Genomic DNA, 15,889 nt, shown 5'->3' with positions numbered 1-15,889 from the left:
GTCAGCTCACCACTCCGGTCATGACGCCCACGGGTACGGCGATGAACCCGGCCGTGAGCAGCAGCGCGAGGACGTCGGCGACGGTCTTCAGGGCCCGGTCGCGGGTGCGGCTGCCGGCGCCGAGGGTCTGGGCGGCGCTCCAGAAGCCGTGCCGCACGTGCAGGCCGAGCGCGAGCACCGCGACGATGTAGATGACGTTGCCGTACCAGGTGGAGAAGGTGTCGAGGACGTTCTGGTACGGGTGGCCGGGCCGGAAGCCGGGGTGCACGGTGCCGGTCGTGAGGTCCAGGATGTGCCAGACGATGAACAGCCCGAGGATGACCCCGCCCCACCGCATGGTCCGCGTCGCGTAGCTCGCGCGCGGCTTCTTGTGCACGTACTTGCTGGGCCGCGCCCTGATGTCGCGGCGGCTGAGCTGGTACGCGGACACGGCGTGGGCCACGACGGCGGCCACCAGCACGATCCGGACCAGCCAGAGCGTCCACTCGTAGTGCATGAACGGCTCGCCGACGGTGCGCAGCCAGTGGGCGTAGTGGTCGAACTCGCCGGCCCCGAAGAAGATCTTCAGGTTTCCGATCATGTGGACGACCAGGTACAGCAGCATGATCAGCCCGCTGACCGCCATCACGGTCTTCTTGCCGAGGGTGGAGTCCCACACGGTGCGTGCCATGGACGGCCGTCGGCCCGTCCGCGTTGCCAGAGCCATGGCACAGCACGCTACGGACACGGAGCCGATCGGTCCAAGACATGGTCCGGCTTGATTCCATAGGCTGGGGCTATCGTACGAGTATGCAGTTCCAGCAGCTCCAGTACTTCGTGGCCGTCGCCGAGACCCGGCACTTCACCCGGGCCGCCGATCTGGTCCATGTCGCGCAGCCGTCGCTGTCGCAGCAGATCAAGGCGCTGGAGCGGGAGCTGGGCGCGGATCTGTTCCTGCGGGCCCGGGGCAACATCTCGCTCACGGACGCCGGGGAGGCCCTGCTCCCCCTGGCCCGGCGCATCCTGGCGGATGCGGACACGGCCCGGCACGAGGTGCTGGAGCTGGTGCAGCTGCGCCGGGGGCGGGTGCGGCTCGGTGCCACGCCCAGCCTGTGCACGGGCCTGCTGCCGGACGTGCTGCGCGCCTTCCACGACCGCTACCCGGGCATCCAGCTCCTGATCGAGGAGGGCGGTTCGCACGACCTGGTGCGGGAGCTGGCACGCGGCGCGCTGGATCTCGCCCTGGTGGTGCTGCCCCTGCCGACGCCGTCCCCGGCGCTGACCACGGTGGAACTGCTGCGGGAGGATCTCGTCGTGGTCTCCTCCCCCGACGCGCCGAAGCCCGGCCGGGGGCGGCGTACCGTGCGCGTCGCCGACCTGGAGGGCGAGCGCCTTGTGATGTTCCGGCACGGCTATGACCTGCGGGAACTGACCGTGGCCGCGTGTCGCGCCGAGGGGTTCGAGCCGGACTTCGCGGTGGAGGGCGGGGAGATGGACGCGGTGCTGGGGTTCGTGCGGGCGGGGCTGGGGGTGGCCGTCGTACCGCGCATGGTGGCCGCGCGGTCCGGGCGCGGACTGCGGGTCACGCCGCTGGCCCGGCCCGGCCTGCACCGCACGATCGCCCTCGCACACCGCAGCGATGTGGCTCCGCCACGGGCCGCGAGGGAGTTGCAGCGGATGCTGCTGGAGCGGTGAGCAGCCCCCTGTAGGGGCCGGACATTCGCCGCACCCTGAAGCGGCGATCGGGACCCACGTCGCGACGCAGACCGACCGGGTCACGGTGCGGCTGCCGAGGGCACTGGCCGAGGCGGCGGTGGCCGCGTGGGAGCGCGAGGAGAACGACGCGCCGGGAGAGGAGACGCCCGAGCGGTACGCGTGCGTGACGGTGCCGCCGAGCTGGCGCTGATCGGTCTCGCGATCACGGAACGCGGCCGCTGGGAGGGCGAGGAGGTCGCCGTCGACCTGGACCTCGCCTCCGCGGGAGCGGCCGTCCGGGCCGCGCAGTGACCGGCCGGCCCCGCTCGGCCGCGTCACCCGGTGGCGGCCGCGGTCCCCGCCGGGCGTGCGACCGCGGCGGCCCGTGTCCGCTCCGGCGAGGTCCGGGCCTGTTCGCCACAACGTGGCCAGGTCGAAGCGGACCGCCTCGCCCGGGACCCCCGTCAGCCCGTCGCGTCCGCCAGCGCCAGTTCGTGCAGCCTCTCCGGCGGGCCCGGGCGGGCGTAGTACCAGCCCTGGGCCGTGTCGCAGCCCAGTATGCGGAGTTGTTCGGCCTGGGCCCCTGTCTCGACGCCCTCCACGGTCACCGCGAGGTCCAGGCTGTGGGCCAGTGAGACGATCCCCTCGACGATCTTGAGGTCGACGGGGTCGGCCGGGAACTGCTGCATGCTCTGGGTGAACGAGCGGTCCAGTTTGAGGACGCTGACCGGCAGGCGGCGCAGGTTGGCGAGGTTGGAGTAGCCGGTGCCGAAGTCGTCCAGGGCGATGTCGACGCCCATCTCCGCCAGGCGGCGCAGCGGCTTCAGCAGGTCGTCGTCCGCGCCGATCAGCGCCGACTCCGTGACCTCCAGGCAGAGCGCGTCCGGTTCGACGCCCGCGCGTTCCAGGATGTCGACGGTGTCCTGGACCAGGCCGGGGTGGGTCAGCTGGCAGGGTGAGAGGTTGACGTTGATCCGCAGCGGGCCCACGGCCTCCCCACCACCGTGCAGTTCCCGCCACTCACGGGCCTGCCGCACCGACTGCTCCAGGACCCAGCGGCCCAAGGGCACGATCAGCCCGGTGTGTTCGGCGAGCGGGATGAACCGGTCCGGGCCGAGCACCCCGTGCTGCGGATGCAGCCAGCGCACCAGGGCCTCCGCACCGCGCACACTGCCGTCGCCGAGATGGACCAGCGGCTGGTACTCGATGAAGAACTCGCCCCGCTCCAGGGCCGTCGGCAGCGCCGTGGTCAGCCCGTGGCGGGTGATGGCGCGGGCATCCGCCTCCGGGTCGGCCAGTTCGAAGCGGTTGCCGCCCGCCGACTTGGCCCGGTACATGGTGATGTCGGCGCTGCGCAGCACCTCCGCCGGGCTGCGCTCCCCGGCCGGGCCCTCGACGATGCCGATGCTGCCGCGCACGGTCAGCTCCCGGCCGTCGACGCTGATCGGCGCGAGCAGGGCGTTCATGATGCGCGTGGCCAGCTCGTCGACCTCGCGCTGGGTGTCGGGGCCCGTGGTCAGGGCCACGAACTCGTCGCCGCCGAGCCGCGCGACCATTTCGCCGGGCGCGGTGGCGCAGGACTGGAGCCGGTCGGCGACCTCCACCAGCAGCCGGTCGCCGGCCGCGTGGCCGAGGCTGTCGTTGATGGTCTTGAAGCCGTCCAGGTCCAGGTAGCAGAGGCCGAACCGCTGACCCTTCCCGGCGCCCAGTGCCTTCTCCAGGCGCTCGAAGAAGAAGGTGCGGTTCGGCAGGCCGGTCAGCGCGTCGTGCGTGGCCTCGTAACGCAGCCTCAGATTGAGCAGCCGCCGCTCGGTGGTGTCCTCCATGAGCGCGAGCTGGTACTGCGGACTGCCGTCGGCGTCCCGCAGCAGGGAGACCGTCAGGTTGGTCCACAGGACCGTTCCGTCAGGGCGGTAGAACGCCTTCTCCAGGTGGTAGTGCTCACGCTCGCCGCGCACGAGTTCGTCGTAGAGCCGCCAGGTCTGCGGCGCGTCGTCGGGGTGGGTCCACTCCCTGACGTTGCGGCCGCGCATCGTCTGCTCGGAGACCCCGAACATGCGCAGCAGCGCGCCGTTGACCTGGAGGATGTTGCCGTCGAGGTCGGCCATGCCGATGCCTATGGCCGCGCCCTCGAAGACCGCGCGGAAGCGGGCCTCGGTCGCGTGCAGGGCCTGTGCCACCACGCCCTGCGCCTGGAGGGCGGCCTGGGCGATGGCCTCCTGCTCGGCCAGCGTCCGTTCGCGGAGCGCCTGCGCGAAGCCGGCGGCCATCGCGTGCTGGAGGCGTGCGGAACGCGCCCGCAGGCCCTCCTGGTCGCCGTCACCGCCGCAGTACAGGACGAGGTACGCGTCCACGCAGTCCAGCGTGCGGCTGAGCGCCTCCGGGTCGGTGCAGTGCGCGTCCACGAGGGCGGCGCCCACCGCCCTGCCCGCGTCGGCGTCGAAGGCCCGGGCCAGCAGTGCCTCGCTCAACCGCCGGGCCAGCGGCAGCAGTTGCTCCTCGAACTCCGGCCGGGTCGACGACGTCGAGGTCACCGGGAAGACGGCCCGGCTCCAGATCGTCGCGAACCGGCGGAGTCTGTCCTCCGGCCCGTCCGGTTCCGCGATCACGCCGTACGCCCCACGCCCGCGAAGCCGGAGAACGCGTACGGATCCTCGTCCTCCGGTGCGGTGTCGGGCCGCCAGCGCGGCATCGCCACCAGTCCGGGTTCCACCATGTCGTACCCCTTGAAGAACCGCGCGATCTCCTCGCGCGAGCGCATGATCAGCGGGCTGCGGATGTCCTGGTACACGTTCACCGCGCCCCCGGCCCGCTCCGGCGGCAGCGGGACCCCCTCGTACGAGGCATGGGTGAGCACGAGCAGGCTGCCGGGCGCGAGCGCCTCGCGCAGCTCGGCCACCGCCCCGTACGGGTCGTCCTCGTCTTCCACGAAGTGCAGTATGGCAACGAGGAGCAGCGCCACTGGCTGATTCAGGTCGATCAGCCGCTCCACTTCGGGGCTGCGCAGGATCTCCTGGGGCTTGCGGAGGTCCGCGGCCACGATGTCCGCGTCGTCGTTGCCCTGAAGGACCGCCTGGCTGTGCGCCACGGCCACCGGGTCGTGGTCGACGTACACCACGCGCGCTCCGGGGCGGGCGGCCTGGGCCACCTCGTGCACATTGCCGAAGGTGGGGATGCCGGAGCCGATGTCCAGGAACTGGCTGATGCCCTGGTCGGCCGCGTAGCGCACGGCGCGGCGCATGAACGCCCGGTTCGCCTGCATGATCTTGGGGAGTCCCGGCATGAACTCCATGGCCTTGCGGGCCGCTTCCCGGTCGACCTCGAAGTTGTGCGATCCGCCCAGGTAGTAGTCGTACATCCGGGAGACGCTGGGCACCGAGATGTCGATGCTCCGTGGGGCCCAGGCGGGACGCTCCATCTATCTCTCCAAGGCGTAGGCGATCCGGTGTTCGAGCAGAGGCTACTGATCGCCCGCCAATGGAGCGACCCGAAACGGAAATTGACCATCCGTTCCCGGTCACTGCCTGCGGCACGTGCCGAATTGATACCCGCACGCACACCCTTCGAACATATGACGAACAGTGTTCGAGCACGTCAAAACGGTCCGCCCCTCCGTGAGTCACGGAGGGGCGGACCGGGTCGGCTCCGTCGGGTGGACGAGAGGATCAACCCTGGGGAGGTTTCTCTACTTCTCCGAAGCGCCGACCAGCTTCCCGTCGGGCCGCACGGCGTACCAGGTGCCGCCGACGCCCTGGCCGTTGGTGTCGCCGGGAGCCTTGTCACCGGCGAAGGTGTAGATCGGCGAGCAGTTGATCGTCTGCTGCTTGCCCTTGCCGTCGGTCCGGTCGAAGATCATGTAGCCCTTCTCCTGGATGCCCTTGGTGTCGGCGTAGTCGACGGGCTCCACGAGCGGCCACTTCTCCAGGCACTCGCCGGTGCAGTTGGAGACGGGCTTGGGCCACGCCTCGTCCTTCTTGAACCGGTAGACGGTCATGCCGTTCTTGTCGACGACGATCTCGCCGAGCTTGGGGTCGTTGCGGGTGGACAGCCCGGGCTGCGCCCCGGCCTCCTCACCGCCTGCCTCCCCGCCGCCGGCGGCCCCGCCGCCCTGCGCCTTCTTGCCGTCGGGGGCCAGCGCGTACCACTTGCCGCCCACGCCCTGACCCTTGACGTCACCGGCGTTGACGTCCTTGGCGTAGCGGTAGGCCGGCCAGCCGCCGACGGTCAGCTGCTTGGTGCCGTCGGCCCGGGTGACCGAGCCGAGCAGCGACTTGTCGATGCCCTCGCCGGCCTCGGCGTCGTCCGCGGGCACCGGCGGCCACGTCTTGGCGCAGTCGCCGTCGCAGTTCGACTTGGGCGGCTGCTCGCTGTCCTGGTCGAACCGGTACAGAGTGAGGCCCAGGCTGTCGGTCACCACCTTGCCGACCTCCTCGGCGGTGGCGACGGACAGCTTGCCCGCGGGGTTTGACGGGCTGGAAGGGCTCGGCGAGGCCTGCTGGCCGCCAGCGGTGCCGCCCACTCCGTTCCCGGTGCCGATGCTTCCGTAGTCGCCGGGCGCCGCCGTGGCTCCCACGTTCTGGCTGGCCGCCGGTGGGCTGTCCTGACCGCACGCCGTCGTCAGCGCCAGGACCGCCGCGGCGCTCGCCACGAGTGAGGCGCTCCGCCAGGAGGTCTTCATCGTCAACTCCCCATAATCGCAAGGGTGTTGCAGCGCCCTGCTGCGCCGCCGCACGGTCATGAGTACGCACCGGGGCCGTGTTTGTGTTCAACGACCGGCCAAATTTCTTTCCGGAACCTGTGACGGCCACCGCTCGCCACCGCTCGCCACCGCACAGAGGTACGCGTCGCTCGCCTCGTGGGCGACCGCCGTCAAACCGCCGGCACCCGGATATCCCTCTTTCGGGGCAATCCCCTTGAGCTCCGGCGCGTCCCGGCGGGGCAAGGCTCATGATCTTCGTCGTGCATGGACCCCTATCGACTCAATCCGCCTTCGCCGCAAAGGCCTTGGCGGTGGCGACGCTGACCTGGGCGCTCGTCGGCGCGCCGGCCGGAGTGGCGGTGGCCGACTCCTGTGCGTACGCCTCGACGGGGCCGGACGGCACGGAGGCGGTGGCGATCGCCGGAAGCAGGACCTGGCCGACCAAGCCGCCGTGCCCGACACCCACACCGACCCCCACACCCACCCCGACCCCGGCACCCCCGCCGCCGAAGCCGACTCCGAGACCGACGCCGCCACCGGACCCGACACCGCCGCCACCCTCACCCTCACCCCCGAAACCGACCCCCACGGCCAGACCGGAGCCGCCACCTCCGCCTCCGCCGCCCGCGCCACGCCCGGCGCCGCCGCCCCGGCCTGCTCCCAGGCCGGTACCTCCCCCGCCCCCCGCCCCGGCACCGAAGCCGTCGGCGAAGCCCACCCCGCGTCCGTCCGCGACCCCCGTGCGCTACCCGGTCTACCGCGCCGCGCCGCGGCCACGGCCGGCGAGCAGGAGCATGTCGCCGCTCACCTTCGTCCTGCTCGTCACGGTGCCCGCGGTGGTCGCCGTCGCCGCGCTGCGCGCGCGCTGATCCCTGAAGCTCTGGAGGCATCTCTTGCCGGAATGGCTTGTTCTCACCCTCGCGATGCTGGCCGCGTGTGTCGTGGTGGTCGTCATCACGGTCGTACGCCACCGCACGGCGTCCGACGACGAGGACCCCAGCGAGACCCCGGACGTCATCGAGTACATGACCATGTGGATCGGCGTGGTGTACGCCATCGTCCTGGGTCTGGCGATCGCCGGTGTGTGGGAGGGGCGCAGCGCCGCCCAGGACCACGTCCAGGCGGAGGCCACCGCGCTGCACGAGATCTCGGAGCGGGTCCGGGTCTACCCGGACGACGCACGCGACCGCATCCGGGACGACATCCACATGTATGTGAGCCACGTCGTCACCACCGAGTGGGACACCATGGCCGACGAGGGCCAGGTCACCGAGCGCGGCCGTGAGCTCTTCGAGCGCCTCCGCCAGGACGTCACCGACTACGAGCCGGAGACGGACTTCCAGGCCCAGGCCTACCAGCCGCTCCTCGACCAGGTGACCGCGGCCAGCCAGGCCCGGATCGCCCGGGCCGAGTCGACCGGGGAGACCATGCCGGGCGTGGTGTGGTTCGGGCTGATCAGCGGAGCCGTCGTCACCATCGGGATGATCTTCGCCCTCCAGATCCGCAGAACGACGCGCGAACTCGTCCTCGCCGGGCTGTTCTCGGCGCTGATCGCCTTCCTGCTGTTCCTGATCTGGGACTTCGACGCGCCCTTCAGCAGGGGCGTGACCGCGTCGGCGGATCCGTTCCTGAACCTCTTCCCGGGCACCGGGGACTGACGGCACCCGCACCACGGAACCCGGCCGGGGGACGGCGACACACCGTCGCCGTCCCCCGTCCGCGTCACCGGGGTCCCCCGGACAGCCCACACGTGTGCCCCATTCGCGCTACTGCGATCGCGCCGCCGCGCACCCGTTCTTAGCGTTTCGGGCATCGAGGTGCACTCGTGACGTGAGCGGAACAGGTCCGCGGCGGCTCCTCGGGGACCCGGAGGATCACTATGCGCGCGATATGCGTCGCTTCGGCCTCGGCCGTACTGCTGGGCGCCGGCACCCTCACGTCCTGCGTGCCGGCCGACGCGGCCGTCCGGACCGACTTCGGCTTCAGCGTCGAGCCCTCCACCGTCGCGGCGGGCGGCCGGGTCACGCTGCGTGTGCAGCGCAACGAAGCATGCCGGGGGGAGGCGATGGTCAACTCACCGGTCTTCGACATGCTCGAAATCCCGTGGCACAAGTCGTCGGCGACGGCCAGGGTCGACCGGGACGCCGAGCCCGGGGCCGAGCACTCCGTGGTGTTCATCTGTGACGAGTCGAGCGGCAGAGCGCGTCTGACCATCGCCGGCGACCGTCCGCCGCACCACTCCCCGCATCACCCGTCGGACCGCCACCGCCATCCGTCGAAGGGCGTGCACGCCGGAGAGGGCGGCACCCTCGCCGGTTTTGACCTGAGGGAGATCGGCCTCGGTGCCGCCCTCATCGCCGGCGCGCTGGGCACGGCGTACCACTTCGCACGCCGCCGCACCGACGAGGACGCCGGCTGACCCGCCCGGCCCACCGCACGCACAGGTCTTCGCCCCGGATCCGTCGAAGGATCCGGGGCGAAGACCGTTCACGTGCGAGGCGGCTCGTCGAAGGAGCGGGAAACCAGGCGTCAGACGCGCCGCTCGGCGCGGCGGCGCATCCAGAACACCCCGCCGCCGACGAGCGCCGCGGTCACGAGCCCACCACCGATGGCCATGTCGGTCGGGGTCGCACCGGTGGTGCTGCTGCCGCCGATACCGCCGCGGACACCGCCGATGACGGTGAAGGCCTGGGGCTTGGTCAGGCTCTTGCCGTCGCACGTGACCGTGATGTCATACGGCCCCGGGCGGGCGTTGTTCCTGATGGTGGCGGTGCCCCTCGCCGTCTCCTTGGCGCCGGAGATGGGCGAGAGCCTCGCCGGCCTCGTGAACGCGTTGGAAGTCGCCGTGCCGCCGTGGCGGCAGCCGTCGACCGTGATGGTCAGCTGGCCGCCGCGGGCGATCACGCTGGGCAGGGCGACGATGTTGCTGGGCGTGTCCCACGCGACGGCCGCGGGGGCGGAAAGGCCGAGGGCGGCGACCGCGGCGCCGGCGACCGCCAGGGCACGAGTGTTACGCATGTGAACCTCCGCGGAAGACGCCCCGGGACCCGTCCCCGGTCGATCGGCGAGAAAGCGCCTCCCAGAAAGACAGTCAGTTGCCTTGCCCCGGCCCGCATTTCGGGAATGGTCCGTCCTGGTGAGAGAAGGCGTCGCGGGACAACCGCGCAATCGGATATCGCCGCAGGTCACGCACCGTCAGAAAATTCCTCGCGGTGGCAACTCGGATGGCGCACCTCGTGCCCACGGGCCACCGCGGACAGCCCGGACCGCCCTGCGCCACCCGTTCGCTCCTGCCCCGTCGCCGGTTGCGCGCGCGGCGCTTAGCGTTCTGATATGCGCGAACGACACGGCGACGGCCGGGTCGAGAGGGGATGGCCCATGTCTGCGTCCGAGCTGGCCGAGGCGGAAGAGGAGGCGCGGCGGAAGAAGCGCGCCCCGTGGGGCGTGATAGCGCTGGTTCTGCTGACCGGCCTCGCGCTCATCCGGAATGGTTCGGGGGAATTCGACGAGGGCCCGCCGCAGCCGGCGACCGCGGCCGCGGCGGACAGCCGCGTGCCCGGGGACACCTTCGCCGGGAACATCAAGCCCCTCCCCTACGCCCTCCCGGACCGGGTCAGGATCCCGGCGATCCAGGTCGACGCGCCGATGATTCCCGTGGGCCTGGACGCGGACGGCTGGGTCGGCGCACCGCCCCCGGAGGACCCGAACCTGGCCGGCTGGTTCACCGGTGCCGTCACCCCCGGCGAGAAGGGCACCGCGGTCGTCGTCGGCCATGTCGACAACCAGCAGGGCCCCGCCGTGTTCTACGGACTCGGGGCCCTGAAGAAGGGAAACCGCGTCGAGGTCGCCCGGCAGGACGGCAAGACGGTCGTGTTCGAGGTCTACGGCGTCGAGGTGTTCGCGAAGGACAACTTCCCCGGCGACCGTGTCTACGCCTCCAAGGGCACGGCGGAGCTGCGGGTCATCACCTGCGGCGGCGGTTTCTCCCAGCAGAACGGCTACGAGGGCAACGTCGTCGCCTTCGCCCGCCTGGTCGAGGTGCGCTGAGCGTCCCCGGCCCGGCGGGCGAAGGCCCGACGGCGGATCTCAGGCGTACTGCCGCCGGGGCACGGTGACGTGGTAGCCGGAGTCCAGCAGTTCGGGCAGATAGCGCCGCAGGGCCCGCACGCTCTGCGAGCGGTCACCCCCGGCGTCGTGGGCGAGCACCACGACGCCGGGGGCGGCGCCGTTCTCCACCCGCCTGACGATGGACCGGGTGCTCGGGGAGGTCCAGTCGAGGGTGTCGAGCGTCCAGCCGAGGGGTTCCATGCCGAGCTCGGCTCCGAGTTGGAAGGCGGCGCGGTTCCAGGCGCCGTAGGGAGCGCGGAACCACTCGGGGCGCTCGCCGTAGGCATCCTCGATGACGTCGCTGGTGCGCTCCATCTGGGAGCGGATCTGCCGGCGGGTGAGGCGGGTGAGCAGCGGGTGGGACCAGGTGTGGTTCCCGACGACATGGCCCTCGTCGGCCATCCGGGCCAGCAGCTCCTTGTTGTCGGCGGCCATCTCCCCGCACACGAAGAACATGGCGCGCACGTCGTACTCGGCCAGGGTGTCGAGGATGTCCGGGGTGTAGCGGGGGTCGGGGCCGTCGTCGAAGGTCAGCACCATGGTGCGGCCGCGGCCGGAGACGCGCAGCAGTGGTGCGCGACGTACCAGGGTACGGCGGGGCGCGGCCTGCGGCGGGCCGTATCCGGTCAGGGGCTGGAGGCGGTACGCGGAGGCGCCGAGCGAGCGGCGGGCCTGTGGCCCCGAAGCCTGGACGGACCCGTCGGGGCCGTCCCCGGTGACCGCCGTGAGCACACCGGCCGCGGCGGCCGCTCCCACGGCGCCCGTGCCCGCGATCAACAGCCGGCGCCGGGTGAGCAACTGATCCTTCTTCATGACCCATCAGTCGCCCGGCGGAAGGCCGACGCACCTGAGCAACACCGGTGCGGCGGCACGGATTCACCCGAACGGCCCAGGCAAAAGGGTCAGTGGCGGCGCACCAGGGGGAACGGCAGGGTGTCCCGGATCGTCAGTCCGGTGAGGCGGCGGGGTCGATCGCGGTGCCGGACGCGGACCTGGTCGGACAGGCCGCCGAGGGGGTCGGCGGGCTCGGTCCCGTCCCCTCCGGCGAGGCCGAGCGCCGCCAGTGACGGCAGCCCCTCCGTCGTGGCGGGCCGCTGTCCGCCCTTCGAGTGCCCTCTTCCTCTTGTCCACAACGTGCGCGTCGACGGCCTCCAGTTGTCACCACTGGGAGAAGAGCAGCGAACAGGCCGAGCGGGCGCGCTCCCGCCTCAGGACCTGGCCTGTGGCCTTCGATAGCCTCGCAGCGTGACGGAACAGCACTCCCATCAGTTCGAACGGGGCACGGACGGGCCGAAGGTGATCGTGGCCGGGGTGGACGGCTCCGACTCGTCCCTGCGCGCCGCGGCCTACGCCGCCGGCCTGGCCCGGCGCCAGCACGCGCTGCTCGCCGTGGTGTACGTGCAGCCGGTGCTGGCGGCGGGCGCGGCGCTCGGGGCGCCGGTGGCCGAGACGACCGACGAGATCGCCGAGGACCTGGTGGCGTACATCCGGGACGCGGCCGAGCGGCTCAAGGGGATATTCGACGTCCGCTGGGAGTTCCACACGTTCCGCGGCGACCCTTACAACGGCCTGGTGAAGGCGGCGGACGAACTCAAGGCGGACGCGGTGGTCGTGGGCGCGTCCGAGCAGGCGGGCCACCGGATCGTCGGGTCGGTGGCGGTGCGGCTGGTGAAGGCGGGGCGCTGGCCGGTGACGGTGGTGCCGTAGGCCCTTTGGCGGCATGCCGGCACGACGATCCCGCGCAGCGGGAAACGGTGTGGCCGCGTCTGGAGCCGGTGTCCCTAGTCGCGCACGACCTGAGCCACGCCGTGTCCCCGTGGGGCGGCAGGGACCTTGCGCGGTGTCTTCCGTCGCGGGGACACCTGGGCCATCATGATCCGCCATCAGCCGTTTGCCGATCGCGAAGAGGTGAGGCGCATGGCCGGGCTCCGCATGGGTCAGGGGATTCTCCGACGCAAACCCATCGAGCAGATCGAGGAGACGGAAGTCGGCAAGGGCACCCAGCTGGAACGGTCCCTGGGGCTGTGGCAGCTGACCGCCATCGGCGTGGGCGGCATCATCGGCGCGGGCATCTTCACCCTCGCGGGAACCGTGGCCAACGGCACGGCGGGTCCGGCCGTGCTCGTCTCCTTCCTCATCGCGGGCGTCGCGAGTGCCGCGGCGGCCCTGTCCTACGCCGAGTTCGCCGGGCTCATCCCGAAGGCCGGTTCCGCCTACACCTACGGCTACGCGGTGCTCGGCGAGCTCGCGGGCTGGTTCATCGGCTGGGACCTGCTGCTGGAGTACACGGCGATCGTGGCGGTGGTCGCGATCGGCATCTCCGGCTACTTCAGCTTCCTGGTCGGCGAGATGGGCGCCGACCTGCCGAACTGGATGCTGGGCGCCCCCGGCACCGGTGAGGGGCACAAGGTCGACCTGTTCGCGGCGTTGCTGTGCCTGCTGATCGCGTATCTGCTCACCCTCGGCATCAAGAACGCGGCCCGGTTCGAGACGGTCGTGGTGGTGCTGAAGGTCCTGGTCGTGCTGCTGGTGATCGGGGTCGGTGTGTTCCACATCGACACGGCGAACTACAACCCGTTCTTCCCGTACGGGGTCGGCGGGGCGTTCACGGGCGCGGCGACGGTGTTCTTCGCGGTGTTCGGCTACGACGCCATGTCGACGGCGGCCGAGGAGTCCAAGGACGCGCAGCGGCACATGCCCAAGGCGATCATCTACTCGCTCGTCATCTCGATGGTCCTGTACGTGGCGGCCTGCCTGGTGCTGACGGGCATGCAGGACTACAAGGACATCGACAAGGAGAGCGGCTTCTCGACGGCTTTCAAGTCGGTGGGGCTGAGCGGGCTGGCGGACGTCATCGCGGTGGGTGCGATCATCGGCATCCTCACGGTGATGTTCACGTTCATGCTGGGCGTGACCCGGGTGTGGTTCTCGATGTCCCGTGACGGGCTGCTGCCCAGGTGGTTCGCGAAGACGCACCCGACGCGGCACGTGCCCACGCGTGTCACCTGGATCGTGGGGTTCGCGTCGGCCGCCATCGCCGGGTTCCTGCCGATCGGCGAGGCGGCCGAGCTGACCAACATCGGCATCCTGCTGGCGTTCGTGGTGGTGTGCGCGGCGGTGATCGTGCTGCGCTACCGGCAGCCGGACCTGCCGCGCACGTTCCGTACGCCGTGGATGCCGGTCGTGCCGGCGGTGGGCATCGTCTTCTCGATCTGGCTGATCACCTTCCTCCAGTGGCAGACCTGGGCGCGGTTCGCCGTCTGGTTCGCGCTGGGGCTCGTGGTCTACTTCGCGTACTCCTACCGGCGCTCGGAGCTGGCGCGGCGCTGACCGGCCGGCTGCCCGGGTCTACTCCCCCATCATCAGGCCGTCCTCGGCCGCGCCCCGGCTGAGCACGACGTCGCGGATGCGGTCGCGGACGGCCTGTACGCCGGCGCCCTGGGCGATCGCCCGGTTGAGGTTGACGACCCGGCCGGCGTCGACGTCGAACATCTGCGGTACGAACTCGGCCTTCGTCACCTCCCAGCGGCCGCCCGGCCGTGCGGGCGGGGCGAAGGTGAAGCGGCCGAGGGTGGACTGGTTCCCGCGCGGGTCCCGGGCTCCCTGGTGGTTGGTCATCTCGCCGGCGATCTGGTCGCCCATGCCGTAGATCACCCAGGTGCCGTTGACCTTCTCGTAGGCCTGCGGGACGTGCGCGTGGGTGCCGAGGACGAGGTCGATGTAAGGGCGTCCCCCGCTTCGTGCGGCGGTGAGGCTCCGGGCCAGGGTCAGTTGCTGCTCGTCGGGGGCGTCCTGCCACTCGGTGCCCCAGTGCGTGGAGACCACGACCACGTCGGCGCCGGCCCGGCGCGCGGCCCGGGCGTCCGCGAGGATCCTGGTCTCGTCGATGAGGTTCACGGCCCAGGGCTGTCCGTCCGGGAGCGGGATGCCGTTGGTGCCGTAGGTGTAGGCGAGGTGCGCGACCCTGGCCGGGCCCGCCTGGAGGACCGTGACCGCGCGGGCCTCCTCCTCGGCGCGTGCCGAGCCGGCGTGCCGTACGCCCGCGCGGTCGAGGGCGTCGAGAGTGCGGCGGATGCCGTCGGCGCCGTCGTCGAGGGTGTGGTTGGAGGCGGTGGAGCAGCCGTCGTAGCCGGTGGCGGCGAGGGCCCGGGCGACCTCGGGCGGGGACTTGAAGGCGGGATAGCCGGTGTAGTCGCCGTCCGCGCCGTACACGGTCTCCATGTGACACAGGGCCACATCGGCGCGGGAGACGACGGAGCGGATCCCCGCGAGCATCGGCCGGAAGTCGTAGCCGGTGCCGCCGGCGTCGAAGCGGGCCCGGTCGATGATCGTGCTGTGCGGGAGGACGTCGCCGGAGGCGACCAGTGTGAAGCCGCGGGGTCCCACCGCGGAGGGCGCCGGGCGTCCGGGGCCGTTCGGTTCGTGGCTGCGGGCCTGGCAGGCGGCACCCGTGGCGAGGGCGACGGTCAGGACTAGGGCCACCTGTCGACTGCGTGCGATCATGCATTCACCCCACTGTGGGCGTTGTGGTCGTATTTACGCACAAACAGGAAAGAAGGCCCATCGCGCCCCACGCGGCTCCGACACGCTCATTAGCCCGTCCGGCGCGCGCCCGGCGGGCGGCCGTGACCGTTCGTCGAACCGTTCGTCGACGCGATCGACCGTCCGCCGCACGGGCGGGTACGTGGCCTGTCCCCCCGGCTGCGCCCTGCGGTGGCATACGGCCATGACGGCCGGATCCACTCTCACGAACGGGACGACCGCCGAGCACGAGCTCGCCGCACTGCAGCGGGAGCACGGCCGGCCCCTCTTCGCGCTCCTGCTCCGGCTCTGCGACGGCGACCGGCAGCGCGCGGAGGACCTGGTCCAGGAGACGCTGGTGCGTGCCTGGCAGCACCCCGAGGCGCTGCGCGCCGACGACTTCGACTCCGTACGGCCCTGGCTGATGACCGTCGCGCGGCGGCTCGCAATCGACGCCCGGCGGGCCCGGCAGGCCCGTCCGCCCGAGGTCGGCGACGCGGTGCTGGAGAACGCGCGGGTCATCTCCGACCACGCCGAGCGGGCCGCGGCGATGCTCGACGTCCGCCAGGCTGTGAAGACACTCACTCCGGAGCACCGTGAAGTCCTGGTGCTGGTGTACTTCCAGGGGGCGAGTGTGGCGGAAGCAGCGGCGACCCTCGGCATCCCGCCCGGTACCGTGAAGTCCCGCGCGTACTACGCGCTGCGCGCCCTGCGCCGGGTGCTTCCGGGATACGCCGCCGACCTGCGCTGAAACCCATGGCTGAGTCAAACCTCCGTAAAGCGCCTTGCTGCGGACCCCGGTTGAGTAATCGGCTGTTCCCATCCGTGTTCCGGATGGGGGCGTCAGCGCCCCGGGGCCCGGTGTCGGGCGACGCGCACGTACCGGAG

Annotated in this window: 19 protein-coding genes; 11 read left to right on the top strand and 8 right to left on the bottom strand. The window is 71.5% G+C overall.

Going from position 1 to position 15,889, the window contains the following annotated elements; genetic code table 11:
* Position 1 precedes the first annotated feature (1 nt).
* Positions 2–670, bottom strand: coding sequence for a succinate dehydrogenase (locus tag ABFX81_RS05935; protein WP_346137777.1), 669 nt, complete (start codon positions 668–670; stop codon positions 2–4).
* Positions 671–789: 119 nt separating this feature from the next.
* Between ABFX81_RS05935 and ABFX81_RS05930 the strand changes: the two genes are divergently transcribed.
* The 3 genes from ABFX81_RS05930 to ABFX81_RS05920 all read left to right on the top strand — a co-directional run bounded on the left by ABFX81_RS05930 (position 790) and on the right by ABFX81_RS05920 (position 1,986).
* The gene (locus ABFX81_RS05930) at positions 790–1,674 is read left to right on the top strand and encodes a LysR family transcriptional regulator (RefSeq protein WP_346137708.1); all 885 of its coding nucleotides are present in this window, start codon (positions 790–792) and stop codon (positions 1,672–1,674) included.
* A gap of 85 nt (positions 1,675–1,759) precedes the next feature.
* Positions 1,760–1,885 carry a hypothetical protein gene (locus tag ABFX81_RS05925; RefSeq protein WP_346137707.1) on the top strand — a complete coding sequence of 42 codons (126 nt, stop codon included), beginning with the start codon at positions 1,760–1,762 and terminating at the stop codon, positions 1,883–1,885.
* A complete protein-coding gene (locus ABFX81_RS05920) occupies positions 1,855–1,986 on the top strand; it encodes a hypothetical protein (protein WP_346137706.1) in 132 nt (43 codons plus the stop codon). The genes ABFX81_RS05925 and ABFX81_RS05920 overlap by 31 nt, the downstream gene beginning before the upstream one ends.
* Before the next feature lie 152 nt (positions 1,987–2,138).
* Here ABFX81_RS05920 and ABFX81_RS05915 read toward each other — a convergent pair whose 3' ends face one another.
* The 4 genes from ABFX81_RS05915 to ABFX81_RS05900 form a co-directional block, all read right to left on the bottom strand.
* Positions 2,139–4,283: a putative bifunctional diguanylate cyclase/phosphodiesterase gene (locus ABFX81_RS05915; protein ID WP_346137705.1), complete on the bottom strand. Its 2,145-nt coding sequence runs from the start codon at positions 4,281–4,283 to the stop codon at positions 2,139–2,141.
* On the bottom strand, positions 4,280–5,092 hold the full coding sequence (locus ABFX81_RS05910; protein WP_086855131.1) for an SAM-dependent methyltransferase: 813 nt from the start codon (positions 5,090–5,092) through the stop codon (positions 4,280–4,282). Before ABFX81_RS05910 ends, ABFX81_RS05915 begins: the two co-directional genes overlap by 4 nt.
* Positions 5,093–5,359: 267 nt before the next feature.
* Positions 5,360–6,352: an SCO0930 family lipoprotein gene (locus ABFX81_RS05905; protein WP_086855130.1), complete on the bottom strand. Its 993-nt coding sequence runs from the start codon at positions 6,350–6,352 to the stop codon at positions 5,360–5,362.
* Between the two features lie 301 nt (positions 6,353–6,653).
* A complete protein-coding gene (locus tag ABFX81_RS05900) occupies positions 6,654–6,962 on the bottom strand; it encodes a hypothetical protein (protein WP_346137704.1) in 309 nt (102 codons plus the stop codon).
* A gap of 151 nt (positions 6,963–7,113) precedes the next feature.
* Between ABFX81_RS05900 and ABFX81_RS05895 the strand changes: the two genes are divergently transcribed.
* From ABFX81_RS05895 to ABFX81_RS05885, 3 genes are all read left to right on the top strand, one after another.
* Entirely contained in the window at positions 7,114–7,242 is a 129-nt protein-coding gene (locus tag ABFX81_RS05895) for a hypothetical protein (protein WP_346137703.1), read from the top strand.
* A 24-nt stretch (positions 7,243–7,266) separates the two neighbouring features.
* Complete coding sequence (locus tag ABFX81_RS05890; protein ID WP_086854534.1) at positions 7,267–8,031, top strand: bestrophin-like domain; 765 nt, start codon at positions 7,267–7,269, stop codon at positions 8,029–8,031.
* Between the two features lie 221 nt (positions 8,032–8,252).
* The gene (locus tag ABFX81_RS05885) at positions 8,253–8,792 is read left to right on the top strand and encodes a hypothetical protein (protein WP_086854535.1); all 540 of its coding nucleotides are present in this window, start codon (positions 8,253–8,255) and stop codon (positions 8,790–8,792) included.
* 110 nt (positions 8,793–8,902) lie between these two features.
* Here ABFX81_RS05885 and ABFX81_RS05880 read toward each other — a convergent pair whose 3' ends face one another.
* A complete protein-coding gene (locus ABFX81_RS05880; RefSeq protein WP_086854536.1) occupies positions 8,903–9,391 on the bottom strand; it encodes a hypothetical protein in 489 nt (162 codons plus the stop codon).
* Between the two features lie 360 nt (positions 9,392–9,751).
* Here ABFX81_RS05880 and ABFX81_RS05875 point away from each other — a divergent pair, with 360 nt between their 5' ends.
* Entirely contained in the window at positions 9,752–10,420 is a 669-nt protein-coding gene (locus ABFX81_RS05875) for a class F sortase (protein ID WP_086854537.1), read from the top strand.
* 39 nt (positions 10,421–10,459) lie between these two features.
* Here the strand turns inward: ABFX81_RS05875 and ABFX81_RS05870 are convergent, their stop codons facing one another.
* Entirely contained in the window at positions 10,460–11,293 is an 834-nt protein-coding gene (locus ABFX81_RS05870; RefSeq protein WP_086854538.1) for a polysaccharide deacetylase family protein, read from the bottom strand.
* Between the two features lie 92 nt (positions 11,294–11,385).
* Between ABFX81_RS05870 and ABFX81_RS05865 the strand changes: the two genes are divergently transcribed.
* The 3 genes from ABFX81_RS05865 (at position 11,386) to ABFX81_RS05855 (ending at position 13,810) form a co-directional block, all read left to right on the top strand.
* A complete protein-coding gene (locus ABFX81_RS05865) occupies positions 11,386–11,547 on the top strand; it encodes a hypothetical protein (RefSeq protein ID WP_346137702.1) in 162 nt (53 codons plus the stop codon).
* Between the two features lie 178 nt (positions 11,548–11,725).
* Entirely contained in the window at positions 11,726–12,187 is a 462-nt protein-coding gene (locus tag ABFX81_RS05860) for a universal stress protein (RefSeq protein WP_086854539.1), read from the top strand.
* A 210-nt stretch (positions 12,188–12,397) separates the two neighbouring features.
* Positions 12,398–13,810 (top strand): amino acid permease, encoded by a 1,413-nt coding sequence (locus ABFX81_RS05855; protein ID WP_086854540.1) that lies wholly within the window; start codon positions 12,398–12,400, stop codon positions 13,808–13,810.
* A gap of 18 nt (positions 13,811–13,828) precedes the next feature.
* On the opposite strand, the gene ABFX81_RS05850 is transcribed toward ABFX81_RS05855, so the two are convergent.
* Positions 13,829–14,983, bottom strand: coding sequence for a CapA family protein (locus ABFX81_RS05850; RefSeq protein ID WP_086854541.1), 1,155 nt, complete (start codon positions 14,981–14,983; stop codon positions 13,829–13,831).
* Positions 14,984–15,206: 223 nt separating this feature from the next.
* Here ABFX81_RS05850 and ABFX81_RS05845 point away from each other — a divergent pair, with 223 nt between their 5' ends.
* A complete protein-coding gene (locus ABFX81_RS05845) occupies positions 15,207–15,752 on the top strand; it encodes a sigma-70 family RNA polymerase sigma factor (RefSeq protein WP_086854542.1) in 546 nt (181 codons plus the stop codon).
* Positions 15,753–15,889 lie beyond the last annotated feature (137 nt).

The organism is Streptomyces coeruleofuscus (genome assembly GCF_039532725.1).
GTDB classification, from domain to species: domain Bacteria; phylum Actinomycetota; class Actinomycetes; order Streptomycetales; family Streptomycetaceae; genus Streptomyces; species Streptomyces coeruleofuscus.
Note: the sequence above shows the minus strand (reverse complement) of the source record. Positions and strands in the feature narration are given on the sequence as shown.